The organism is Micromonospora sp. NPDC050397, from assembly GCF_044901685.1.
In the GTDB taxonomy this organism is placed as follows: domain Bacteria; phylum Actinomycetota; class Actinomycetes; order Mycobacteriales; family Micromonosporaceae; genus Micromonospora_G.
Map to the genome: position 1 here is coordinate 32,347 of NZ_JBJDPS010000024.1, position 21,759 is coordinate 54,105.

At 70.6% G+C, this 21,759-nt stretch carries 19 protein-coding genes and 4 tRNA genes; 11 read left to right on the forward strand and 12 right to left on the reverse strand.

Going from position 1 to position 21,759, the window contains the following annotated elements; all coding sequences use genetic code 11:
* The 5 genes from ACI2K4_RS34820 to ACI2K4_RS34840 all read right to left on the reverse strand — a co-directional run.
* The coding region (locus tag ACI2K4_RS34820) for a DEAD/DEAH box helicase (protein WP_404517430.1) at window positions 1–2,051 on the reverse strand (2,051 nt) is incomplete at its 3' end.
* 240 nt (window positions 2,052–2,291) lie between these two features.
* Complete coding sequence (locus tag ACI2K4_RS34825; protein ID WP_404517431.1) at window positions 2,292–2,852, reverse strand: hypothetical protein; 561 nt, start codon at window positions 2,850–2,852, stop codon at window positions 2,292–2,294.
* A gap of 111 nt (window positions 2,853–2,963) precedes the next feature.
* Window positions 2,964–3,347, reverse strand: coding sequence for a CrcB family protein (locus ACI2K4_RS34830; RefSeq protein ID WP_356534917.1), 384 nt, complete (start codon window positions 3,345–3,347; stop codon window positions 2,964–2,966).
* The gene (locus ACI2K4_RS34835) at window positions 3,344–3,754 is read right to left on the reverse strand and encodes a CrcB family protein (protein WP_363305997.1); all 411 of its coding nucleotides are present in this window, start codon (window positions 3,752–3,754) and stop codon (window positions 3,344–3,346) included. Before ACI2K4_RS34835 ends, ACI2K4_RS34830 begins: the two co-directional genes overlap by 4 nt.
* Window positions 3,751–4,101 (reverse strand): metallopeptidase family protein, encoded by a 351-nt coding sequence (locus tag ACI2K4_RS34840; protein ID WP_404517441.1) that lies wholly within the window; start codon window positions 4,099–4,101, stop codon window positions 3,751–3,753. Before ACI2K4_RS34840 ends, ACI2K4_RS34835 begins: the two co-directional genes overlap by 4 nt.
* A 126-nt stretch (window positions 4,102–4,227) precedes the next feature.
* Between ACI2K4_RS34840 and ACI2K4_RS34845 the strand changes: the two genes are divergently transcribed.
* From ACI2K4_RS34845 to ACI2K4_RS34860, 4 genes are all read left to right on the forward strand, one after another.
* Complete coding sequence (locus tag ACI2K4_RS34845; protein WP_363305998.1) at window positions 4,228–5,760, forward strand: metallophosphoesterase; 1,533 nt, start codon at window positions 4,228–4,230, stop codon at window positions 5,758–5,760.
* An 80-nt stretch (window positions 5,761–5,840) separates the two neighbouring features.
* A tRNA-Glu gene (locus ACI2K4_RS34850) sits at window positions 5,841–5,913 on the forward strand.
* A 39-nt stretch (window positions 5,914–5,952) separates the two neighbouring features.
* Window positions 5,953–6,027, forward strand: a tRNA-Asp gene (locus tag ACI2K4_RS34855).
* Between the two features lie 22 nt (window positions 6,028–6,049).
* A tRNA-Phe gene (locus ACI2K4_RS34860) sits at window positions 6,050–6,126 on the forward strand.
* Window positions 6,127–6,164: 38 nt separating this feature from the next.
* On the opposite strand, the gene ACI2K4_RS34865 is transcribed toward ACI2K4_RS34860, so the two are convergent.
* Both ACI2K4_RS34865 and ACI2K4_RS34870 read right to left on the reverse strand, forming a co-directional pair.
* On the reverse strand, window positions 6,165–7,010 hold the full coding sequence (locus ACI2K4_RS34865) for a cytochrome c biogenesis CcdA family protein (RefSeq protein ID WP_404517432.1): 846 nt from the start codon (window positions 7,008–7,010) through the stop codon (window positions 6,165–6,167).
* The gene (locus tag ACI2K4_RS34870; protein WP_363306001.1) at window positions 7,007–7,801 is read right to left on the reverse strand and encodes a thioredoxin domain-containing protein; all 795 of its coding nucleotides are present in this window, start codon (window positions 7,799–7,801) and stop codon (window positions 7,007–7,009) included. The genes ACI2K4_RS34865 and ACI2K4_RS34870 overlap by 4 nt, the downstream gene beginning before the upstream one ends.
* Window positions 7,802–8,061: 260 nt before the next feature.
* Here ACI2K4_RS34870 and hrpA point away from each other — a divergent pair, with 260 nt between their 5' ends.
* The 3 genes from hrpA to ACI2K4_RS34885 all read left to right on the forward strand — a co-directional run bounded on the left by hrpA (window position 8,062) and on the right by ACI2K4_RS34885 (window position 12,700).
* The gene (gene hrpA / locus ACI2K4_RS34875) at window positions 8,062–12,024 is read left to right on the forward strand and encodes an ATP-dependent RNA helicase HrpA (protein ID WP_404517433.1); all 3,963 of its coding nucleotides are present in this window, start codon (window positions 8,062–8,064) and stop codon (window positions 12,022–12,024) included.
* A 113-nt stretch (window positions 12,025–12,137) separates the two neighbouring features.
* Window positions 12,138–12,212 (forward strand) — tRNA-Asp (locus ACI2K4_RS34880).
* 140 nt (window positions 12,213–12,352) lie between these two features.
* Entirely contained in the window at window positions 12,353–12,700 is a 348-nt protein-coding gene (locus ACI2K4_RS34885; protein WP_363306003.1) for a DUF6274 family protein, read from the forward strand.
* A gap of 536 nt (window positions 12,701–13,236) precedes the next feature.
* On the opposite strand, the gene bldC is transcribed toward ACI2K4_RS34885, so the two are convergent.
* Together bldC and ACI2K4_RS34895 are read right to left on the reverse strand one after the other, a co-directional pair.
* Complete coding sequence (gene bldC, locus ACI2K4_RS34890) at window positions 13,237–13,443, reverse strand: developmental transcriptional regulator BldC (protein ID WP_003949541.1); 207 nt, start codon at window positions 13,441–13,443, stop codon at window positions 13,237–13,239.
* Between the two features lie 659 nt (window positions 13,444–14,102).
* The gene (locus tag ACI2K4_RS34895) at window positions 14,103–14,948 is read right to left on the reverse strand and encodes a hypothetical protein (protein ID WP_363306004.1); all 846 of its coding nucleotides are present in this window, start codon (window positions 14,946–14,948) and stop codon (window positions 14,103–14,105) included.
* Between the two features lie 207 nt (window positions 14,949–15,155).
* Here ACI2K4_RS34895 and ACI2K4_RS34900 point away from each other — a divergent pair, with 207 nt between their 5' ends.
* Both ACI2K4_RS34900 and ACI2K4_RS34905 read left to right on the forward strand, forming a co-directional pair.
* Complete coding sequence (locus ACI2K4_RS34900) at window positions 15,156–16,217, forward strand: Leu/Phe/Val dehydrogenase (RefSeq protein ID WP_404517442.1); 1,062 nt, start codon at window positions 15,156–15,158, stop codon at window positions 16,215–16,217.
* Between the two features lie 342 nt (window positions 16,218–16,559).
* The gene (locus ACI2K4_RS34905; protein ID WP_356534898.1) at window positions 16,560–16,817 is read left to right on the forward strand and encodes a DUF3073 domain-containing protein; all 258 of its coding nucleotides are present in this window, start codon (window positions 16,560–16,562) and stop codon (window positions 16,815–16,817) included.
* Window positions 16,818–16,970: 153 nt separating this feature from the next.
* On the opposite strand, the gene purM is transcribed toward ACI2K4_RS34905, so the two are convergent.
* Together purM and purF are read right to left on the reverse strand one after the other, a co-directional pair.
* Window positions 16,971–18,044, reverse strand: coding sequence for a phosphoribosylformylglycinamidine cyclo-ligase (gene purM / locus ACI2K4_RS34910; RefSeq protein WP_356534897.1), 1,074 nt, complete (start codon window positions 18,042–18,044; stop codon window positions 16,971–16,973).
* Between the two features lie 60 nt (window positions 18,045–18,104).
* The gene (gene purF / locus ACI2K4_RS34915; protein ID WP_356534895.1) at window positions 18,105–19,631 is read right to left on the reverse strand and encodes an amidophosphoribosyltransferase; all 1,527 of its coding nucleotides are present in this window, start codon (window positions 19,629–19,631) and stop codon (window positions 18,105–18,107) included.
* A gap of 570 nt (window positions 19,632–20,201) precedes the next feature.
* Between purF and ACI2K4_RS34920 the strand changes: the two genes are divergently transcribed.
* The gene (locus tag ACI2K4_RS34920) at window positions 20,202–20,294 is read left to right on the forward strand and encodes a putative leader peptide (protein WP_363306006.1); all 93 of its coding nucleotides are present in this window, start codon (window positions 20,202–20,204) and stop codon (window positions 20,292–20,294) included.
* 136 nt (window positions 20,295–20,430) lie between these two features.
* Complete coding sequence (locus ACI2K4_RS34925; protein WP_404517434.1) at window positions 20,431–20,823, forward strand: hypothetical protein; 393 nt, start codon at window positions 20,431–20,433, stop codon at window positions 20,821–20,823.
* A 69-nt stretch (window positions 20,824–20,892) separates the two neighbouring features.
* On the opposite strand, the gene ACI2K4_RS34930 is transcribed toward ACI2K4_RS34925, so the two are convergent.
* Entirely contained in the window at window positions 20,893–21,741 is an 849-nt protein-coding gene (locus ACI2K4_RS34930) for an META domain-containing protein (protein ID WP_363306007.1), read from the reverse strand.
* Window positions 21,742–21,759 lie beyond the last annotated feature (18 nt).

Consider the following 21,759-nt stretch of genomic DNA (forward strand, 5'->3'; position numbering starts at 1 on the left):
GTGTCACGACGCTCGAACGAACGGCCACCACGGTCGCCGCCGCGGTCGTCACGACGCTCGCCACCACCGGAGCGGAAGCCACCGGACGGACGGTCGTCACGACGCTCGCCGCCACCGGAGCGGAAACCGCCCGAGGGGCGCTCGTCACGACGCTCGCGGTTGAACGACGGACGGTCGTTGTCACGACGCTCGAACGAACGGCCACCACGGTCGCCGCCGCGGTCGTCACGACGCTCGCCACCACCGGAGCGGAAGCCACCGGACGGACGGTCGCTGCTGCCGCGGAACGACGGACGGTCGTTGCTGCCCCGGTAGCCGCTCCCACCTGCGGGACGGCCACTGCGCTCGCCGGTGCGGTCGTTGCCGCCGCGGTACCCACCACGGTCGCCACCGCGGTCGTCACGACGGCCGTAGCTGCCGCGGTCGTCACGACGGTCCTCGCGGACGGCCGGCTGCTGCTCGGGGACGGCCACGGCGGCCACGAGGGCGGCCTCGGCCTCGGCGGCCACCTCGGCCACCGCTGCCTCCGGGTCGTCGCCCCGCTCGCGGGCGGCACGGGCGACCAGGCGGTCGGCCTCCTCGCGCAGCTCGACGGCACGGCGCTGGACGCGCTCCAGCTGCTTGGTGAGGTCGGCGGCCTCGCGCTCGGCCTGCTTGGCCGCGTTGTTCGCGGAGTCGGCCTGGACCTCGGTCAGCGAACGGGCGCCGGTGATCTCGGCGACCTCGGGCTCGAAGACCCCCGCGCCCTGCACGATGTGGCGCGAGGCGTCGACGCCCGCGTCCTCCATCAGGCGGAAGATCTGGCGGCGCTGGTGCGGAAGCGCCAGCGAGACGACGACACCGGACTTGCCGGCGCGGGCGGTACGGCCCGAGCGGTGCAGGTAGTCCTTGTGGTCCCCGGCCGGGTCCACGTTCAGGACCAGGTCGATGCCGTCGACGTGGATACCGCGGGCGGCGACGTCGGTGGCGACGAGCGCGTTGACGAAGCCCTTCTTGAAGTCCTCGAGCACGCGGGTACGGGCACCCTGCGTCATGCCGCCGTGCAGCGCGTCCGCCTTCACGCCGGACTCGATGAGCTGCTCGGCGATACGGTCGGCGCCCAGCTGGGTGCGGACGAAGATGATCGTGCGGCCCTTGCGGGCGGCGATGGCGGCCGTGACCGGCGCCTTGTCCTTCGGCTTCACGACGAGGACGTGGTGGGACATCGTCGAGACGTTGCCCTGGGCGCTGTCCACCTCGTGGGTGACCGGGTTGCTCAGGTAGCGCTTGACGAGCGTGCCGATCTCGTTCTCCATCGTGGCGGAGAAGAGCATGCGCTGGCCGCCACCGGGGATCTGGTCGAGCAGCTCGGTGACCTCGGGCAGGAAGCCCAGGTCCGACATCTGGTCGGCCTCGTCGAGGACCGCGACCTGGACGTTGGCCAGGGAGCAGGCGCCACGGTTGATGATGTCGCGCAGTCGGCCCGGGGTGGCGACGAGGACGTCGACACCGCGCTCCAGCGCGAAGATCTGGTTGCTCATCGACGTACCGCCGCAGACGACCTTCATCTTCAGGCCGAGTACGTCGCCGTAGGGCTGCAGTGCGTCCGCGACCTGCATCGCGAGCTCACGGGTCGGCGTGAGGATGATCGCGCGGGGCTTCTTCTTCTCGGTGTGACCGCCGGCCAGCGTGGCCAGGGTCGGCAGACCGAAGGAGAGCGTCTTGCCGGAGCCGGTACGGCCGCGGCCGAGGATGTCCTTGCCGGCCAGGGCGTCCGGGATGGTCGCGGCCTGGATCGGGAAGGGGGCCGTCACACCGTTCTGCGCGAGCTTGCGGACGATGCCCTCGGGCAGGCCGAGTGAGGCGAAGGTGATGCCGGGTTCGGCGTCCTCGTCGGCGATCTCCTCGGTGGAGGAAGCGGGGATCTCCTCGGTGGAGGAAGCCGGGATCTCCTCGGTGGAGGAAGCCGGAGCCTCGTCGGCGGGGGTCTCCACGACCGCCGCGGGGGCCTCGGCCACCACGGCCTCGGCGGCCTGGACGACCTCGATGTTCTCGACGTCGTTCTCGGGCATGACGGTGTGGTCAGAACTGGAAATTGACATGCGAAATGCGAAACCTTCCGGAGTCTCGGCACGCGCCCGTAACTCCGTGTTTTCGCAATTTCGACCGCCTCAATGCGGTCCAGCCACGGCAAGGGAGAGTACGCGCCACACGGCGCTCTTCTGTGTCGGCGCCGGGCAATGGGATCAAACGATCTACTACCATACGCACCCTCCCCCACTTCGTGCAAACCCGCCGGTCAGAGCCCCGGATCAGGCCGGTGCGAGCTGCGGCGACACCCTCGGTGTCGGCCACGTCCGGACCCCGTCCCGCGCCCGGTTCGCACCGTTGTGGAACTGTGCGGCGGGCGAGGCCGAAGGCGGCTCGGGCGGCTGCGACGGCTCCGGCTCGGGCGAGGGCGGGGGCGGCTCCTGGGTGGCGGGAGGAGCCGGCGGTTCGCCGGGCCCCGGCGCGCTGGGCTCCGGGGTGGGCAGCGGACCGCCACGGGTGGGCTCCGGGACACCCGGGACGCCGGGCACCGGGCGGGGGTCCGCAGGACCGGCGGACGCGCCGCGGCCCGAGGACTTCGCGTCCGGCCTGCCGGAGGAGGCGCCCCGGTCGGACTGCGCCTCGGCACGGCCGCCGCCGGAACCTGAGCGCCCGGAGCCGGACACGGTGTCGCCGTCCGGCGGGGCCGAGGCCCCCTTCCGGTCCGCCTGCCGGGACGGGGACGGGTCCCCCGCGTCGTCGCCGACGCTCATACAACCGGTGGACGCGGCGATCGTCAGCGCGGTGACGGCTGCCCAGCGGATGCGAGTGGACAACTGGCGCACGGGATGACACCTCCGGGGAGGAGAGGGACGGGAGAGCGATGTGTTCAACTCCCCTGCCCCCGTCGGGGACACGCCCGGACGCGACACCGGCACAGGCACCCGCCCGCCGGCTCAGCCCCCCGGGCCCCCGAAGCCTCCCGCCACTTCCGCCCCGAGGAACACCGCCCCGAGCCCGACCAGCACGGACGCGAGCACATTGGCGCCCGCGAGGAAGCCGCGGCCCCGCTCGGCCAGCCGCAGCGTCTCGTACGAGAAGGTCGAATACGTCGTCAGCGCCCCGCAGAGCCCGGTGCCCAGCAGGGCGTGGACCGGTGCGGACACCGCCGCCCCGGTGAGCACCCCGAGCAGCAGGCTGCCCGCCGCGTTGACCACGAAGGTCCCCCAGGGGAACTCGTACGGCAGCCCCGCGCCGTGCCGCGCCTGCACCGCACGGTCCGTCAGATAGCGCAGCGGCGCCCCCACTGCGCCCCCGACTGCGACCAGCAGCCAGTTCACGCCGCCCTCCTCATCCCGTCGGCCAGCACCCGGGTCAGCGCAGCCGCCACCCAGACCGCGCCGAGCGCCGCCACGGCCGTCACACCCGCGTACACCATCGCCGTCGCCACCTCCTGACGCACCAGCAGCTCGGAGACTCCGACGGCGTACGTCGAGAACGTGGTGAACCCGCCGAGCACCCCGACCCCGAGGAACGGCCGCACCAGCGGATGGGAGATCCTTCCGCGCTCGACGGTCAGCACCATGAGCACGCCGATCAGGGCGCAGCCCGTCACGTTGACGACGAAGACCGCCCAGGGGAACCCGCCCTCGGCCGCCGGCCAGGCGAGGGAAGCCGCGTAGCGGGCCGTGGACCCGACCGCGCCTCCTGCGGCGATCACCGCCAGGACCCGGCGGGGCGCACTCACCCGTAGCCCAGTTCGTGCAGCCGCTCGTCGTCGATACCGAAGTGGTGGGCGATCTCGTGGACGACGGTGATCTCGGTCTCGGCGACGACGCGCTCGCGCGTCTCGCACATCCGGAGCGTCGGCCCCCGGTAGATCGTGATCCGGTCCGGAAGCACTCCCGCGTACCACTCGCCTCGGTCGGTGAGCGGCGTGCCCTCGTACAGCCCGAGCAGCTCCCGCTCCTCCGGATCCTCCGGTTCGTCCTCCACGAACACCGCGACGTTGTCCATCAGCCGCATCAGCTCGGACGGGACCCGGTCAAGAGCCACGCTCACCAGCTCTTCGAACTCCTCGCGCGTCATCTCCAGCACCCGCCCATTGTCACTTACGAGCGGCCGGAGCGGGCGGGCCGCTCCCCGGAGCGGGCCACCCGCCCGGCCCACCCGTGTCCGCCCGCCCGCATGGCCGCAGCCCGATCCGGGCATACGCGCCCAATGGCACGCCCGTTCCACGCCGCAGCCGTCCGTCTCCGCCGACTCCGCCGCTCCCGCTCCCGCACCACCCCCGGGACCGGGCTGACCCCCTCCGCGCACCCCTGGAAACGCGCGCTCGGACTGCTGGCCGTCGTGGTGCTGGGCGCCTGGCTGGGGCTGCTGGTCGTCGGCAGCGTGCGCACGCCGGTGGGCCCCATGGACACGACCATGACCCTGCGGCCTTCGGTGAGCGGCGGCACCAAGATCAACGTCTCTCCGCTCGGCGCCCTGGAGCTGGACTCGCACCACGCCCCGGTCCGCCTCGACGTGGACGTCGACCAGCTGGACCCGGAGCGCTCCCAGGCGCTGGTGAAGCACCCCGAGCGCCTGGCCGGACTACAGGACGAGGTCACCGACGACGTCGTCTCCGGCACCCGCGAGCTGGCCGTCCGCTCCTGCGTGGCCGTCGTGTCCGGTGCCACCGCGCTCGGCCTCGTCGTCTACCGGCGCCCGCGCCGCGCACTGGCCGCCGGGGGACTCGCACTGGCCCTGCTCGCGGCCTCGGGCGTCAGCGCGTACTCCACCTGGAACCCGAAGTCGGTGCTGGAGCCGAAGTTCTCCGGGCTGCTCTCCAGCGCACCGTCCGTGGTCGGCGACGCCCGCTCGATCGTCACCGAGTTCGACGTCTACCAGCAGGAACTGGCCAGGCTGGTCACCAACGTCACCAAGCTGTACGACGCCACCTCCACGCTTCCGGTCTACCAGCCGGATCCGGGCACCATCCGGGTCCTGCACGTCTCCGACATCCACCTCAACCCCGCCGCCTGGCACATCATCGGCTCGCTCGTCGAGCAGTACGAGATCGACGTGATCATCGACTCCGGCGACACGATGGACCACGGCACGGCCGCCGAGAACGGCTTCCTGGACCCCGTCCGCGACCTCGGCGCGCCCTATGTGTGGGTGAGGGGCAACCACGACTCGAAGCAGACCCAGGCGTACCTGGCGAAGACGAGGAACGCGCACGTCCTGGACGGGGGCGACGCGGTGAGCGTGGCCGGGCTGCGCATCGCGGGCACCGGCGATCCGCAGTTCACCCCCGACCGCGTACGCCCCACGGGCGGCAAGGCGGCCGAGCAGCTGGCGGGCATGCGCCTGGCCTCGGCCCTGCGCGACCAGAAGCGGGCGGGCACCCCGGTGGACATCGCGGTGGTCCATGATCCGAACGCGGCCCGGGAGACCGACGGAACGGTTCCGCTGGTCCTGGCCGGCCATGTGCACCACCGGGTGAACGAACTGCTCGCCCTGGGCACGCGGCTGAAGGTCGAGGGCTCCACGGGCGGCGGCGGGCTGCGCGCCGTGCAGAACGAGAAGCCGGAGAAGGTGCGCGCCTCGGTGCTCTACCTGGACCGCTCCACCCGCCGTCTGCAGGCCTGGGACGAGATCACCCTGGGCGGCCTCGGCCTCACGACCGCCGAGGTCGGGCGGCATCTGCCGGAGGAGAACCTGAAGTCGCCGTCGCCTTCGCCGAGCGCCCCCACGGCCTCCCCGTAAACCGTTTTGGCGATACCTCCCCGCATCCCATATGCTTCTCACGTCCCCGACGCGCTGGAAAGCGCGCAGGTGGGCCCTTAGCCCTCATCGTCTAGTGGCCCAGGACGCCGCCCTTTCAAGGCGGTAGCACGGGTTCGAATCCCGTTGGGGGCACGCTTTACCGTGTGCGAGACTTGTCTCGCACATTAGCTTGGTCCTGTGGAGCAGTTTGGAGTGCTCGCCACCCTGTCAAGGTGGAGGCCGCGGGTTCAAATCCCGTCAGGACCGCTGCAGCCCGTACGAGCTGCGTGGCTGGGTAGCTCAGTTGGTACGAGCGATCGCCTGAAAAGCGATAGGTCGCCGGTTCGATCCCGGCCCCAGCCACCACCCGAAGGCCCCGTCCACGGACGGGGCCTTCGTCGTTGTCAGACCACTTCCTCTTCCTTCCGCCCGGTGCGCCGCCGCCACACCCGCACCGCGAGGATCAGCAGCACCACCGACACCACTGCCCCCAGGGCCAGGGGGTCGGGGACATGCCGGCCGACGTCCTGCGCCCACTGTTCGACGGCGAACGAGTCGTCGACGTCGAGGAGTCCGGGCAGCGCGGTCGTCCCGTCGTAGGCGAGGAAGAGCGCCCCGAGCCCGACGAAGAGGAGGCCGGAGAGCAGCGAGGTGCTGTGCACTCCCAGGCGGCCGACGCGCAGCGTCCTGCCCCGCAGCCAGGCCCTCCGGCCGAGGTCGAAGCGCTCCCAGAGCAGTGCGAGCACGAACAGGGGCGCGGCCATGCCCAGTGCGTAGACGGCGAGCAGCAGCCCGCCGTACGCGGGGCTCCCGCTGACGGCCGCCACCGTGAGGACGCTGCCGAGGATCGGGCCGGCACAGAAGCCGGCCAGCCCGTAGACCGCGCCCAGGGCGTAGACGGAGAGGGCGGTCGTGGGCCGGACCCTGCCACTGACCGCGGCGATCCGGCGGGAGGCGAAGCCCAGTCCCGCGATCTGGGCGAGGCCGAGCCCGATGATCAGCCAGCCGGCGCCGAGCACGAGTGCGTCGCGGTGCCCGTAGAAGATCCGTCCGGCGTACGAGCCCGCCGCGCCGAGCGGGACGAGGGTGGTGGCCAGACCGGCGTAGAAGAGGCCCGTGCGCGCCAGGAGCCGCGCCGCGGAGTCGGCGGAGTACGCGAAGAAGGCGGGGAGCAGCAGGGCGCCGCAGGGGCTGACCAGGGCGAGCAGCCCGCCGAGCAGGGCCGCGAAGTAGCCGATGCCGGGGGTCACTTCGCTCGGCCCGGGGCGTCGGGGTCCCCTGCGTCGTTGCCCGCGCTGCCGACGTTCGCGGCCTCCGCCGCGGCGCTCTCGACGGCCTGGGCGAACACCGCCGTCGGCTGGGCCCCGGCGACGGGGTGGCCGTTGATCAGGAAGGAGGGCGTGGACGTGGCGCCGATCCCGTAGGCCTGCTCGCGGTCCTCACCGACCGCTTCGGTGGCCGCCGGACTGTCGGCGTCGCGGGCGAAGCGGTCGAGGTCCGCTACGCCCGCCTGCTGGGCGAGGGCCCTGAGCCGGGCCTTGCCGAAGCCCTTCTCCTTGGCGCCCTCGGCGTAGGCGGCCCGGTGGAAGGCCCAGAACCGGTCCTGCTGCCCGGCCGCCCAGGACGCGCGGGCCGCCGCCTCGGACGCCTCGCCGAAGATCGGGAAGTTGCGCCACTCGATCCGCAGGGTGCCGTCGTCGACGTACCTCTCGACCAGTTCGGGTTCGGTGTCCCGGGCGAACTTCCCGCAGTAGCCGCACCGGAAGTCGGCGTACTCGATGAGGACGACGGGGGCGTCGGCGCGTCCCCGGGCCAGCTTGTCGCCGGCGTCGCGGCGGGCCAGGCCGGCCAGTTCGCGGTAGACGTCGGAGTCGGCCCCCGCTGTCGTACGGACGGCCGGGGTGTCCGCACCGGAGCTTTCGGGGGCTGTCGCCCGGTAGGAGACGAAGCCGAGCACTCCGGCGGCTAGAGCGACGGCGAGGCCGAGGAACAGCGGCTTCTTCGCACTCGACGAGGTGCGGTCGGGTGGGGGCACGGGCATGCGGCACTCCGGGCGGTGCGTGCGTGTGGGATCTGCGGGACGGGGGGCAGGGGAGGCGGGCTGCCCGTCCGTACCCCTGGCACGGACGGCTCGGCGGGTGCGGCTGTCGGGCAACGGGTGATCAGCTGCCCGGAATAGTACGCCGTGTGACCGCCTCGCAGCACTCCGTGACCGATGGCGGCGAGTGCGGCCCGCCGTGACACGGCCCGCGCGAAATGCGTTCGCCACTCCTCGCGCCCGGGTGAGATCCTGGGGTCCGTATGTCTACTTCCTTCGCCGATCTCCAGTCCCAGCTCGGGCAGCTCTCGCTCCGCGACGCGAACCGGCTCGGCCGTCGTCTCGAGGGTGCCCGCCGCATCCGCAAGCCCGAGGCAAGGCAGTCCGTCCTGGACGAGATCGCCGCCGAGGCCGGAAAGGCATCCGAACGGCTGGCGGGACGCGCCGCGCGGATGCCCGCCCTGTCGTACCCGGAACAACTCCCGGTCAGCCAGAAGAAGGACGAGATCCTGGAGGCGATACGCGACCACCAGGTCGTGATCGTCGCGGGCGAGACCGGCTCCGGCAAGACCACGCAGATCCCCAAGATCTGCATGGAGCTGGGGCGCGGCGTCCGGGGCATGATCGGGCACACCCAGCCCCGCAGGATCGCGGCCCGCACGGTCGCCGAACGCGTGGCGGACGAGCTGAAGACCCCGCTCGGCGAGGCCGTCGGCTGGAAAGTGCGCTTCACCGACCAGGTCAACCCGGACGCGACCTTCGTGAAGCTGATGACGGACGGCATCCTGCTGGCCGAGATCCAGACGGACCGTGAGCTCCTCGCCTACGACACGATCATCATCGACGAGGCCCACGAGCGGTCGCTGAACATCGACTTCCTGCTGGGCTACCTCGCCCGGCTGCTGCCCAGGCGCCCCGATCTGAAGGTCGTCATCACCTCGGCGACCATCGACCCGGAGCGCTTCGCGAAGCACTTCGGCCAGGCGCCGATCGTCGAGGTCAGCGGGCGGACCTATCCCGTGGAGGTCCGCTACCGCCCCCTCCTGGAGGGGGTCGACGGGGACACGGAGGACTCCGACCGGGACCAGATCACCGCGATCTGCGACGCGGTCGACGAGCTGGCGGGCGAGGCCCACGGCGACGTCCTGGTCTTCCTCTCCGGCGAGCGCGAGATCCGGGACACCGCGGACGCGCTGAACAAGCGCAACCTCAGACACACCGAGGTGCTCCCCCTCTACGCGCGCCTGTCCCACGCCGAGCAGAACCGCGTGTTCCAGCGCCCCCCCAACGGCATCTCCCGCCGGATCGTCCTGGCGACGAACGTCGCCGAGACCTCACTGACCGTCCCCGGCATCAAGTACGTGATCGACCCGGGCAACGCGCGCATCTCCCGCTACAGCCACCGCACCAAGGTCCAGCGGCTCCCGATCGAGCGGATCTCGCAGGCCAGCGCCAACCAGCGCAAGGGCCGCTGCGGCCGTACGTCGGACGGCATCTGCATCCGGCTGTACTCCGAGGACGACTTCCTGACCCGTCCGGAGTTCACCGATCCCGAGATCCTGCGGACCAACCTCGCCTCCGTCATCCTCCAGATGACCGCGGCCGGCCTCGGCGAGATCGAGAAGTTCCCCTTCATCGACCCGCCGGACCACCGCAACATCCGCGACGGCGTGCAGCTGCTCCAGGAACTGGGCGCGCTCGAACAGGGCGAGAAGTCCCCGGAGGGCAAGAAGGGGCAACGGCTCACCCCGCTGGGCCGCAAGCTCTCGCAGCTGCCCGTCGACCCGCGCCTGGCCCGCATGGTCATCGAGGCCGACCGCAACGGCTGCGCCCGTGAGGTCATGGTCATCGCCGCCGCGCTCTCCATCCAGGACCCGCGCGAGCGGCCGTCGGAGAAGCAGACCCAGGCCGACCAGAACCACGCGCGCTTCAAGGACGAGACGTCCGACTTCCTGGCGTACCTGAACCTCTGGCGCTACATCCGCGAGCAGCAGAAGGAGCGCGGCTCGTCCTCGTTCCGCCGGATGTGCAAGCAGGAGTACCTGAACTTCCTTCGCATCCGGGAGTGGCAGGACATCTACACGCAGCTGCGTACGGTCGCCAAGCAGATGGGCATCGCCGTCGAGGAGCCCAAGGACGACGAGGGCGTCCCGGAGCAGGCGGTGCACACCTCCCTGCTGGCCGGACTCCTGTCGCACATCGGGCTGAAGGACACCGAGAAGAACGAGTACATCGGTGCCCGCAGCGCCAAGTTCGCGATCTTCCCGGGCTCCGCGCTGTTCAAGAAGCAGCCCCGCTTCGTGATGTCGGCCGAGCTGGTCGAGACGTCCCGGCTGTGGGCGCGGGTCAACGCGAAGGTCGAGCCGGAGTGGATCGAGCCGGTCGCCCAGCACCTGCTGAAGCGCACCTACAGCGAGCCGCACTGGGAGAAGGACCAGGCGGCGGTCATGGCGTACGAGCGGGTCACGCTCTACGGGGTACCGATCGTCGCCCAGCGCAAGATCAATTTCGGCCGTATCGACCAGGAGGCGTCCCGCGATCTGTTCATCCGCAACGCCTTGGTCGAGGGGGACTGGCGCACACACCACCAGTTCTTCCAGGACAACCGCAAACTGCTCGGCGAGGTCGAGGAGTTGGAGCACCGCGCCCGGCGCCGCGACATCCTCGTGGACGACGAGACGCTCTTCGACTTCTACGACCGGCGGATCCCGGAGCACATCGTCTCCGGCGCCCACTTCGACTCCTGGTGGAAGCACAAGCGCCGCGACGAGCCCGACGCGCTCGACTTCGAGCGCTCGATGCTCATCAACGAGAAGGCCGGGGCCGTCACCAAGGACGACTACCCGGACTCCTGGCGGCAGGGGAAGCTCAAGTTCCGGGTGACCTACCAGTTCGAGCCGGGCGCGGACGCCGACGGTGTGACGGTCCACATCCCGCTCCAGGTGCTCAACCAGGTCACCTCCGAGGGCTTCGACTGGCAGATCCCGGGCCTGCGCGAGGACGTCGTCACCGAGCTGATCCGCTCGCTGCCCAAGCCGATCCGCCGGCACTACGTCCCGGCGCCGAACTACGCCGCGAAGTTCCTGGACCGGGCCGTCCCGCTCCAGGAGCCCCTGCCGCTCACGCTGGCCCGTGAGCTCAAGCGGATGGTCGGTGTACCGGTCACGGCCGACGACTTCGACCTGTCCCGGGTCCCGGACCACCTGAAGATCACCTTCCGGATCACCGACGAGCGGCGCCGCAAGGTCGCCGAGGACAAGGACCTGGAGGCGCTGAAGGTCCGGCTGCGCCCGAAGGCCCGTCAGGCCCTCTCCCAGGCCGCGGCGGCGACGGCCGGGCCCTCGGGCGAGTCCGTCGAGCGCTCGGGCCTCACGGACTGGACGATCGGCACGCTGGACAAGGTCTTCGAGGCCCGGAGGGCCGGCCAGCCGGTGAAGGCCTACCCGGCCCTCGTCGACCAGGGCGGGACGGTCGCCGTACGGCTCTTCGACACCGTGGCCGAGCAGCAGCAGGCGATGTGGCGCGGCACCCGGAAGCTGATCCTGCTCAACATCCCGGTGAACCCGGCCAAGTTCGCCTCGGACAAACTCACCAACCAGCAGAAGCTGGCGCTGTCCCGTAACCCGCACGGCTCGATCCAGGCGCTCTTCGACGACTGCGCGACGGCGGCCGCCGACCGGCTGATCGCCGCGCACGGCGGCCCGGCCTGGGACGAGGCGTCCTTCCGCGGGCTGTACGACAAGGTGCGGGCGGACCTCGTGGACCTGACCGTCCGCACGATCGGGCAGGTGCAGCAGATCCTGGCCGCCTGGCAGGCCTGCGAACGCCGGCTGAAGTCCACGAACAGCCTGGTCCTGATCGACAACGTGACGGACGTACGCGATCACCTCGCCCGCCTCGTGCCCCCGGGGTTCGTCACCATGACCGGGCTGCGCAGGCTGCCCGACCTGATGCGCTACCTCGTCGCCGAGGACCGCCGGCTCCAGCAGATGCCGACGAACGTCCAGCGCGACACCACGCGGATGGAGAAGGTCCACGAGATGCAGGACGAGTACGCCTGGCTGCTGGAGCAGTTGCCGCAGGGCCGTCCCGTTCCGCAGGAGGTCCTGGACATCAGGTGGATGATCGAGGAGTTGCGGGTGAGCTACTTCGCCCACGCGCTGGGCACCGCGCAGCCCGTGTCCGACAAGCGGATCGTGAAGGCGATCGACGCGGCGGCGCCGTGAGGGCACCTGGCGCGTCGTGACGGCGCCCGCACCGTGGGTGAGTTCGACCTGGCCCCGCGACCTCCTGTAGTGTCTGTCTTCGCAGCAAGCCGCAAGGCAAGCGGCGAAAACCTGGTCCTGTGGAGCAGTTTGGAGTGCTCGCCACCCTGTCAAGGTGGAGGCCGCGGGTTCAAATCCCGTCAGGACCGCAGTAGACGAAAGCCCGGATCCCCTGGATCCGGGCTTTCGTGCGTCTTGACGCCGGGACCGGTCGCGGGTAACCCCGTAGGACGGAGTCCGTCCTCGTTCCACCCGACAGGGCGGCCGGGTCCACCGGGAGGCCGCACGCATGTCTGCGCCCACGGCAAGGCACGAGACCCGCGCGCTGCTGCGCGCCCATCTGGCGGCGGCGTCCGGCTACCGCCACCTCACCCGGCACTGCCCGATCTGCCACCGCCTCCTGCGGCTCGCCATGGAGCCCCTGACGGCCCCACAGGAACTCCCGGCACTCCGGGAACCCGGCAACTCACCCGAGGCACGGAACGCCCCGGAGGCGGCCGGTGACGGCCACGGAAGGGGTACCGAGGAGGGGAGCGGCCCGGCCGGCACCCCGACCGAGGACGGGAACGTCCGCGCGGAGCCCGACCGGGACCGCCACGCGACCCGCCCCGGCGGCGAAGGCCCTCCCGCGGCATGACGGTCCGTCGCGGCCGAGGACGTTCCCGCGGTGGCGCGCCCGCAGTTGGCAAGGGCACGCCGATGTGACGGGAGTCACTTAATCCGTTTTGCCGAAGGGGTACTTTACGCACTTCCTACAACTGGCGAATTTAATATGTGCAATTGCACTGCCCGTGAAGTACATCCCGGACCGTTCAGCACGAGCTGCCCCACGACGTCCGGGACCCGGGCGAACAGGCCCGAACAGTCCCGCCCACAGTCGCACTCGGGCCCGCGCAAACCGACTCGTCGGCCGGTTCGGGCATCCACCACGACCGTTCGGAGCCCGCCGCACTCCGGCAACGACCGGCCCGGACTCGCTCCCGCGAACCTTTCGGGAAACAAAAGATCGCGCTGGACCCGGCGGAGTCCAGCGCGATCGAACGACGAATCCTGTAAGTGTCACAGGCACGGCGCCCGTTGGGGCAGGCGCCCGTCGTGTGGAGCTATGAGTGGGATCACCGGGGGTTGGGGGACCCGACGGTGCCCTGTTGTGGCTGCGGCGACAGGGGTGTGTCAGGCCTCACTGCGCTGCTGCGGAATACCCGCAAGCAGTGCGCGGACCTCTGCCTCGCGGTACCGACGATGTCCACCGAGCGTGCGGATGGACGTGAGCTTGCCGGCCTTTGCCCACCGTGTGACCGTCTTCGGGTCCACGCGGAACATCGTGGCAACCTCAGCCGGGGTCAGCAGCGGCTCGGCATCAGGGGTGCGAGCGGTCATGAGCGGCCTCCTCGGGAGAACCGAACAACCTCGGTTCTTTCCTCTAAATTCTGCACCTTGACCCGCGTTGCCCGAAATGGCGGACGCGGGCCGAGTCGGTTATAGGACGAACGGCTTGTCCTCGGCACTACAACTACACCATCCGTCCAGCCACGTCGGCCAAACCGATGGAATTGCCCTCCCAGGTGTTCATCAGCGACGGAAGCCGATGGACCATGCCATAGCGGACAGTCACACCCCAGTGACGATCAGTCACAGGACAACCAGGAGTCGTCAGAAGTCGTCAGACCCCCCATAGCGTGCAATGCAGAGCATTGCGCACACACTTGGGCGAACAGAGCCCTCCCCGGACTCCTTGTCCTATTTTGGCATGAGGAGTAGGGAAGGGCGCAAGGGCCCCGTAAGTGCTGTCCGTCACGCTTGAGGCAAAGGCCCGGTTCAGGACGTAGGTCCCGGCCCCGAAGGAGTGACCCTTCACCTCACCTGTCACACGCATCACGGCGCGTACAGGTTCACGGACCCTCGGATCACCTCACCGCATCCCCGTTCACCTCCGCCGCACTCCTGGCGCCCCCGGATGTCGGACACCTCACGCGATGTCTATTCCCTTACCTAAGCTCCTCTATGCGGCGGTGCGTTGGGATTAACACCGCTTCGGGCTAGTTGAAGGATTGTAGGTCGCGAACCGCCCGCCAGCGGTCGGCGAGACGCCCGTACGCGACACCCGCCGCGTCGTTGTCCCCGGCCCGCAGCGCCGCGATGCCCTCGGCCACGTCCGCGGCCGACCGGTCACCGGCGAGCTGTTCAGCGCTCAGCGCGTGCACCAGACCGCCGTAGTCCAGCTCGACCAGGCCACGCGGATGGAACTCCTCCAGCCAGCGCCCCACATCGACGAGCCCCTCGGTGAGCGGGCCCTCGTCGACCGTCTCCCGCAGTGTCCGCAACGCCCTCGCGAGCCGGCGGCGGGCCTGCACCATCGGGGTGCGGTAGCGCAACAGGGGCCGCACCCCGCCGGCGCCCGCAGCGACGTACTCGCGCTCCTCGTCGTCGAACAGCACGAACCAGCGCACCGGCACGTGCCACACCGTCGTCCGGATCCAGGGACGGGCGTCCGGGTTCCGCTCCGCCCAGCGCTCGTAGTCCGAGGCGGCCTGGCCCCGCACCACCGGGGGCAGCACCGCGTCCAGCACTGTGGCCGGAAACAGACCCCCCAGTTCACTCAGGGCCATCCAGCCACGCATCCGGGTCCGCCACGGACAGACGCAGACCTCCCCGTCGAGGACCGAGACGAAGGCGTCCCCGCTCTCGTGCACCCGCACCGGCACCGGCGGCGTGGAGACCAGGTCCGCCAGCGAGCGGCGCAGTTCGTCCTGTGCCGTCGGGAGCTCGGAGCGCTGCGCGTAGCGCGCCCAATGGCTGCGTTCGGGCTCCCCGAAAGCCGCGAGCGGCTCGTACACCCGCAGATAGGACGTGTATGGGACGAGCACCGAAGACACCACCGACATGCGGTAAATCGTGTCACGCCCGTACTCCACCAGGGGGTGATCCCGCGCACCGGAACAGATCCGCGTGTTCCGAGGACTTACGCTCTTGCCCAGTCGGACCGGCCGGTGCCGGTCCGTCCGGGACCCTCCCCACCTTCAGGAGGGTCTTCCGCCGCTTCGTACTTGGGAGTCACCACAGTGACCGATGTGACCGGCGTACCTGTAGACGTGCTGCGCACCCTCTTCCGCTCGGAACAGGGTGGCCACGAGCAAGTCGTGATCTGCCAGGACCGCGCCACCGGCCTCAAGGCCGTCATCGCCCTCCACTCGACCGCCCTGGGCCCCGCCCTCGGCGGCACCCGCTTCTACCCGTACGCCTCCGAGGAGGAGGCCGTCGCGGACGCGCTGAACCTGTCGCGCGGCATGTCGTACAAGAACGCCATGGCCGGCCTCGACCACGGCGGCGGCAAGGCCGTGATCATCGGCGACCCGGAGCTGATCAAGTCCGAGGGACTGCTCCTGGCCTTCGGCCGGTTCGTGGCCTCGCTCGGCGGGCGCTACGTGACCGCCTGCGACGTCGGCACCTACGTCGCGGACATGGACGTCGTCGCCAGGGAATGCCGCTGGACCACCGGCCGGTCCCCGGAGAACGGCGGGGCGGGCGACTCCTCGGTCCTCACCGCGTTCGGCGTCTTCCAGGGCATGCGGGCCTCCGCCCAGCACCTGTGGGGCGACCCCACGCTGCGCGGCCGGAAGGTCGGCGTCGCCGGGGTCGGCAAGGTCGGCCGCCACCTCGTCGCGCACCTGCTCAGCGACGGTGCCGAGGTCGTCGTGACCGACGTGCGCGAGGAGTCCGTACGCGCCATCACCGACCTGCACCCCGAGGTCACCGTGGCCGCGGACACGGCCGCGCTGATCCGCACCGAGGGCCTCGACGTCTACGCCCCGTGCGCACTGGGCGGCGCGCTCAACGACGAGAGCGTCCCCGTCCTCACGGCGAAGGTGGTGTGCGGAGCGGCCAACAACCAGCTGGCCCACCCGGGCGTGGAGAAGGATCTCGCCGACCGTTCGGTCCTGTACGCACCCGACTACGTCGTGAACGCCGGTGGTGTGATCCAGGTCGCGGACGAGCTCTACGGTTTCGACTTCGACCGGTGCAAGGCGAAGGCGACGAAGATCTTCGACACCACGCTGGCCATATTCGCACGTGCGAAGGCGGATGGAATCCCTCCGGCCGCGGCGGCGGACCGGATCGCCGAGCAGCGCATGGCCGAGGCGGCCCGCCGCTGACGTACGGCGGGGCGTCGAGCCTCCGTCACCGGGCGCGGTCCGGATCCCGGTGACGGAGGCGTCGTACGGCTGGGGGCGGCCGGCGGGCCCCGGGGAGACAAGACTCACTCCGGTCGGCGGGTCGGCCGCCCACAAGAGGTTAAAATCGGGTGTGACCAGCGAGGACGGGCTCCTCCACGGTCCTGCGGGACGGCGCGTGACGCGGGCGGCGTACCGTATGGCCAAGGAAGCAGGTACCGTTAAAGCCACGGGCGCGGTCTCTCAACTGAGAGTCCGTCCTGAAACATGAACGCGTGTCAAGACTCTGGGGCCGTCGAGCCCCGTCACCGAGGGGGTCGAGCCATGGGGCGCGGCCGGGCAAAGGCCAAGCAGACCAAGGTCGCCCGCCAGCTGAAGTACAGCAGCGGCGGAACCGACCTGTCGCGTCTGGCCAATGAGCTGGGCGCATCGCCTTCGAGTCAGCCACCGAACGCAGAGCCGTTCGAGGACGACGACGAGGAAGATGACCCGTACGCACAGTACGCGGATCGTTACAACGACGACGAGGACGCGGACGGGGACGACAAGTCCGGTCCGTCGTCACAGCGCCGCGGCGCTTGACCTCGCACTGACACATCAACCCGGTCCGGGCCCGCCCGGACCGGGTTCTGTGCTGTCCGGGGCCGAAACGGTCCACGCACTCGCACAGGACCTCGTGACCGGCGCCACGTGCCGCCGGTCCGGTGCTGTGGCCGGACCGGCGGTCATGGCGTCCTACCGTGCGTAGTTCCCGGTCAGCTCGGCGCCCGTGGAGTGGTCACCGCGCTCGGTGATCTCACCGGCGACCCAGGAGTCGACACCACGGTCGGCCAGAGTGGTCAGCGCGGCGTCCACCGAGTCGGCGGGGACGACGGCGATCATGCCGACGCCCATGTTGAGCGTCTTCTCCAGCTCCAGGCGCTCCACCTGTCCGGCCTTGCCGACCAGGTCGAACACCGCACCGGGCGCCCAGGTCCCGCGGTCGACCGTCGCGTGCAGCGCGTCGGGGATCACCCGGGCCAGGTTGTTGGCCAGGCCGCCACCGGTGACGTGGCTGAAGCCGTGCACCTCGGTCGTGCGGGTCAGCGCCAGGCAGTCCAGGGAGTAGATCCTGGTGGGCTCCAGGAGCTCCTCGCCCAGCGTCCTGCCGAACTCCTCGACCTCTCGGTCCAGCGTCCAGCCGGCGCGGTCGAAGACCACGTGGCGCACGAGCGAGTACCCGTTGGAGTGAAGACCGGACGACGCCATCGCGATCACGGCGTCACCCTTACGGATACGGTCCGGGCCGAGCAGCCGGTCCGCCTCGACCACTCCCGTGCCCGCGCCCGCGACGTCGAAGTCGTCGGGGCCCAGCAGACCGGGGTGCTCGGCCGTCTCGCCACCGACCAGCGCGCAGCCCGCGAGGACGCAGCCCTCGGCGATGCCCTTCACGATGGCCGCGACACGCTCGGGATGCACCTTGCCGACACAGATGTAGTCGGTCATGAAGAGCGGCTCGGCACCGCAGACGACCAGGTCGTCTACGACCATGCCGACGAGGTCGTGGCCGATGGTGTCGTACACGCCCATCTGCCGGGCCAGATCGACCTTCGTGCCGACGCCGTCGGTGGCCGAGGCGAGCAGCGGGCGCTCGTAACGCTTGAGCGCCGAGGCGTCGAAGAGCCCGGCGAACCCGCCGAGGCCGCCGAGGCCCTCGACCTCGGGGCGCCTCGTCTTCTTCACCCACTCCTTCATCAGCTCGACGGCGCGGTCACCGGCTTCGATGTCGACGCCCGCCGCAGCGTAGGAAGCACCTGTTGTCTCAGACATTGCCCGGGATCTTTCGTGTGGGAGTACGGGGCTGGTGGGGAAGCAGCCGGCCGGTCCGGATCACGGACGACGCAGCGCGTCGGCGGCCGCCGTCGCGGCGGGGCCGGCCGCCAGCTCGGTCTCCAGCAGCTGCTTGCCGAGCAGCTCCGGGTCCGGGAGCTCCATCGGGTATTCGCCGTCGAAGCAGGCGCGGCAGAGGTTCGGCTTGGCGATCGTCGTCGCCTCGACCATCGCGTCGAGCGAGATGTACGACAGGGAGTCGGCGCCCATGGAGGTGGCGATCTCGTCGACGGACATGCCGTTGGCGATCAGCTCGGCCCGCGTCGCGAAGTCGATCCCGAAGAAGCAGGGCCACTTGACCGGCGGGGACGAGATCCGGATGTGGATCTCGGCGGCGCCCGCCTCACGGAGCATCCTCACCAGGGCGCGCTGGGTGTTGCCGCGGACGATCGAGTCGTCGACGACCACGAGGCGCTTGCCCTTGATGACTTCCTTGAGCGGATTCAGCTTCAGCCGGATGCCCAGCTGGCGGATGGTCTGTGAAGGCTGGATGAAGGTCCGGCCGACGTAGGCGTTCTTGACCAGACCGGCCCCGAACGGAATTCCGCTCGCCTCGGCGTAGCCGATGGCCGCGGGGGTCCCCGATTCCGGCGTCGCTATGACCAGATCGGCCTCGACGGGTGCTTCCGCCGCCAGCTTCCGGCCCATCTCCACACGGGAGAGGTAGACGTTCCGGCCGGCGATGTCGGTGTCGGGGCGGGCGAGGTAGACGTACTCGAAGACACAGCCCTTGGGCTTCGCTTCTGCGAAGCGAGTGGTGCGCAGGCCGTTCTCGTCGATGGAGACGAGCTCGCCCGGCTCGATCTCGCGGACGTAGCTCGCACCGCAGATGTCCAGGGCGGCGGACTCGGAGGCCACCACCCAGCCGCGCTCGAGCCGGCCCAGGACCAGGGGGCGGATGCCCTGCGGGTCACGGGCGGCGTAGAGGGTGTGCTCGTCCATGAAGACGAGCGAGAAGGCGCCCTTGACCTCGGGGAGCACCTTTGCGGCGGCCTCCTCGATGGTGAGCGGCTTGTCGTCGCCGTCCCGCTGGCCGGCGAGCAGCGCGGTCACGAGATCGGTGTCGTTGGTCGCCGCGACCTGGGTGGCCCGGCCGTCCTTACGGGGAAGGTCGGCGACCATCTCGGCGAGCTGGGCCGTGTTGACCAGGTTGCCGTTGTGACCCAGGGCGATCGAGCCGTGCGCGGTGGCACGGAACGTCGGCTGCGCGTTCTCCCACACCGAGGCACCGGTGGTGGAGTAGCGGGCATGACCGACCGCGATATGACCCTGGAGTGAACCCAGAGAGGTTTCGTCGAAGACCTGCGAGACCAGTCCCATGTCCTTGAAGACCAGGATCTGGGACCCGTTGCTCACTGCGATGCCCGCGGACTCCTGTCCACGGTGCTGCAGGGCATACAGTCCGAAATAGGTGAGCTTGGCGACCTCTTCGCCGGGAGCCCAGACACCGAAGACGCCGCAAGCGTCCTGGGGGCCTTTCTCTCCGGGGAGCAGGTCGTGGTTGAGTCGTCCATCACCACGAGGCACGGCACCGAGTGTAGGCGAGATCGACCACCGGTCCGAATTGGGCGAACGCCCGGCAGGCACTCCGCGAGCGCCGCGAGCAGGCCCGTGGGCGGCTCCGCAGGCCGGTCGGGGGCGAGTTCGGGCGATCACCGCCAGTGACCACGGGCGCGCCCCGTCGGAGGGCGGAAGCCGCCGGGGGGCTTCCGAGGACCGGGATGGACGGCGGTTACCGTCCGGTCGGTCCCCTCACCCCGCCACCCGTGCACGGGCTCCCCGGTGGCCTTCGGTGAGCCCTGCGACCCTCGCGGAACGAGCCGTGGCCGAACGCGCGTTTCGTGGTGAGCCTCACACCCCGGGAGCCCTGTTCGGGGCCGCTGAGCCGGTCCGGACTTCCCGCACGTGTCCCGGAAGGACGCCGCCGAGCGGCCCCGGGGGGCATCCGTGGAGCGCGTGACGCCTCGACCGCTCCCCCGCGCAGGCGTCGGCTGCTCCCGCAGGAGGGTTCCGGCCGGTCCGCGGGCCCCGGGACGGCCGTCCGAAGTGGGAGACCGGCGTTGACAGGCTCATGGCCCGTTGGCAGGCTCCTGCCTCATGCAGCTCACCCGTGATCGTTCGGTCACGCTCGTGGAACGCAGCCACGTCGATCTGGGACGTGTCGCGAGCGCCATCTGTCGCCACGTCTGAGAGCCCCACGCGCTCCGGGACTTAGGACACCCTGGTCTTCTTCGCCAGCGACAACGGCGGAGAACGGTTCTCGTACAACTGACCGCTGTCCGGCAACAAGAGCTCGCTCCAGGAGGGCGGCATCAGGGTGCCCTCCGTGCTGCGCCGGCCCGCGCGCATCGACGGTCACCAGGTCAGCGGTCTCCCGGTGTTCTCGCCCGACTGGACCGCGACGCTTCTGGAGCTCGGCGGGGCGCGGCCCGACCCCGCGCATCCGCTGGACGGCGTGAGCCTCGCCGGATACCTGTTGCGGAACGAGGTCCCGAGGGAGCGCGACCTGTTCTGGCGCGTGCGTGGGGAACGAGCCCTGCGCCGGGGCGACTGGAAGTACTACCGGAGCAAGGCCGGCAAGGACCAGCTGTTCCGGCTGGCCGACGACCGGCGCGATCAGGCCGACCGGGCCGCCGCGGAACCGGAGTTGCTGGCGGAGCTGCGGGCGTCGTGGGAGCGGGTGGACTCCGGGCTGCTCCCGTACACGACCGGTTCCTGAGACGTACACGACCGGTTCCTGGGGGCCACCACCGGTTGAGGGCCCGTGAGAGGACCCGCGCCTCGGCGGTCAGCCCTTGGAGTCCTCGGGCGCCTCGGCCGCCGGGGCGGATGCCTCGATCCCCTCGCCGCCCTTCGCGGTGAGCGACAGGGTGCGGTGATCGACCGTGAACTCCGTCCTCCCCTTCAGGGCCCCGAGCAGCGCCCGCTCCAGCTCCATCGGCCCCTCCGGGCACAGCTTCCGGGTCGAGGCGAGCGGGCCGAACGTGACCGTGGCCCCGGAGACCGCCGCCTTGCCGTGGAAGGAGTTGCAGCCGAGGTTCCCCTCCACCGTGCCGTCCTTGCCGAAGCTGAGGTGCGCCTTGCCCTCGGTACCGGTGGGCAGGGAGGTGGCGACGCTGCCGGAGCGCAGGCCGGTCACCTTCCAGGCAGTGCCGGTGAGCGGGGCCGGGGGCTCGGAGTCGAGGGCGATGGAATCGCCGTCGGCGCTGGTCAGGGTCATGGTCCTCGCGTCGCCACGGCCCGACACGGCGGCCTTGAGCTCACCCTGGAAGGCCCGGCCCATCGCACTCTCGAACCGCTGGGCATCCCCCGCGCACGCCATTCCGGTGGCCGTGCTCCGCCCGACGGTGACCTTGTCCCCGTCGAGGCGGACGTCCGCGCTGAAGCGGTTGCAGCCCAGATTGCCGGTGGCCTTCCCCTGGGGGTCGATCGCGATGTGGGCTCCGGAGGGCGCGGCGGTCCTCTTCCCGCCGGTGGTCAGGGAGGACACGGTCCAGTGGACACCGGTCACGGGCAGCTCGGAGCGCACCGCACCGCTGCCGTCCCCGGAGTCCCCCGGATCGCCGGACCCAGCACCGGAGCCCGACTCCGTACCGCAGGCGGCGAGGGTGAAGAGGGCCAGGACGCTGACAGCCATACGTTGATTTCGCATGGC

Bases quoted from the DNA above. Each gene is read 5' to 3' on its own strand.
- ACI2K4_RS34870 (WP_363306001.1), bottom strand. From the start codon at position 7,801: ATGCCCGTGCCCCCACCCGACCGCACCTCGTCGAGTGCGAAGAAGCCG.
- ACI2K4_RS34920 (WP_363306006.1), top strand. From the start codon at position 20,202: ATGCAGCTCACCCGTGATCGTTCGGTCACGCTCGTGGAACGCAGCCAC.
- ACI2K4_RS34845 (WP_363305998.1), top strand. From the start codon at position 4,228: ATGGCACGCCCGTTCCACGCCGCAGCCGTCCGTCTCCGCCGACTCCGC.
- ACI2K4_RS34885 (WP_363306003.1), top strand. From the start codon at position 12,353: ATGTCTGCGCCCACGGCAAGGCACGAGACCCGCGCGCTGCTGCGCGCC.
- purM (WP_356534897.1), bottom strand. From the start codon at position 18,044: ATGTCTGAGACAACAGGTGCTTCCTACGCTGCGGCGGGCGTCGACATC.
- ACI2K4_RS34905 (WP_356534898.1), top strand. From the start codon at position 16,560: ATGGGGCGCGGCCGGGCAAAGGCCAAGCAGACCAAGGTCGCCCGCCAG.
- ACI2K4_RS34895 (WP_363306004.1), bottom strand. From the start codon at position 14,948: ATGTCGGTGGTGTCTTCGGTGCTCGTCCCATACACGTCCTATCTGCGG.
- hrpA (WP_404517433.1), top strand. From the start codon at position 8,062: ATGTCTACTTCCTTCGCCGATCTCCAGTCCCAGCTCGGGCAGCTCTCG.
- ACI2K4_RS34930 (WP_363306007.1), bottom strand. From the start codon at position 21,741: ATGGCTGTCAGCGTCCTGGCCCTCTTCACCCTCGCCGCCTGCGGTACG.
- bldC (WP_003949541.1), bottom strand. From the start codon at position 13,443: ATGACCGCTCGCACCCCTGATGCCGAGCCGCTGCTGACCCCGGCTGAG.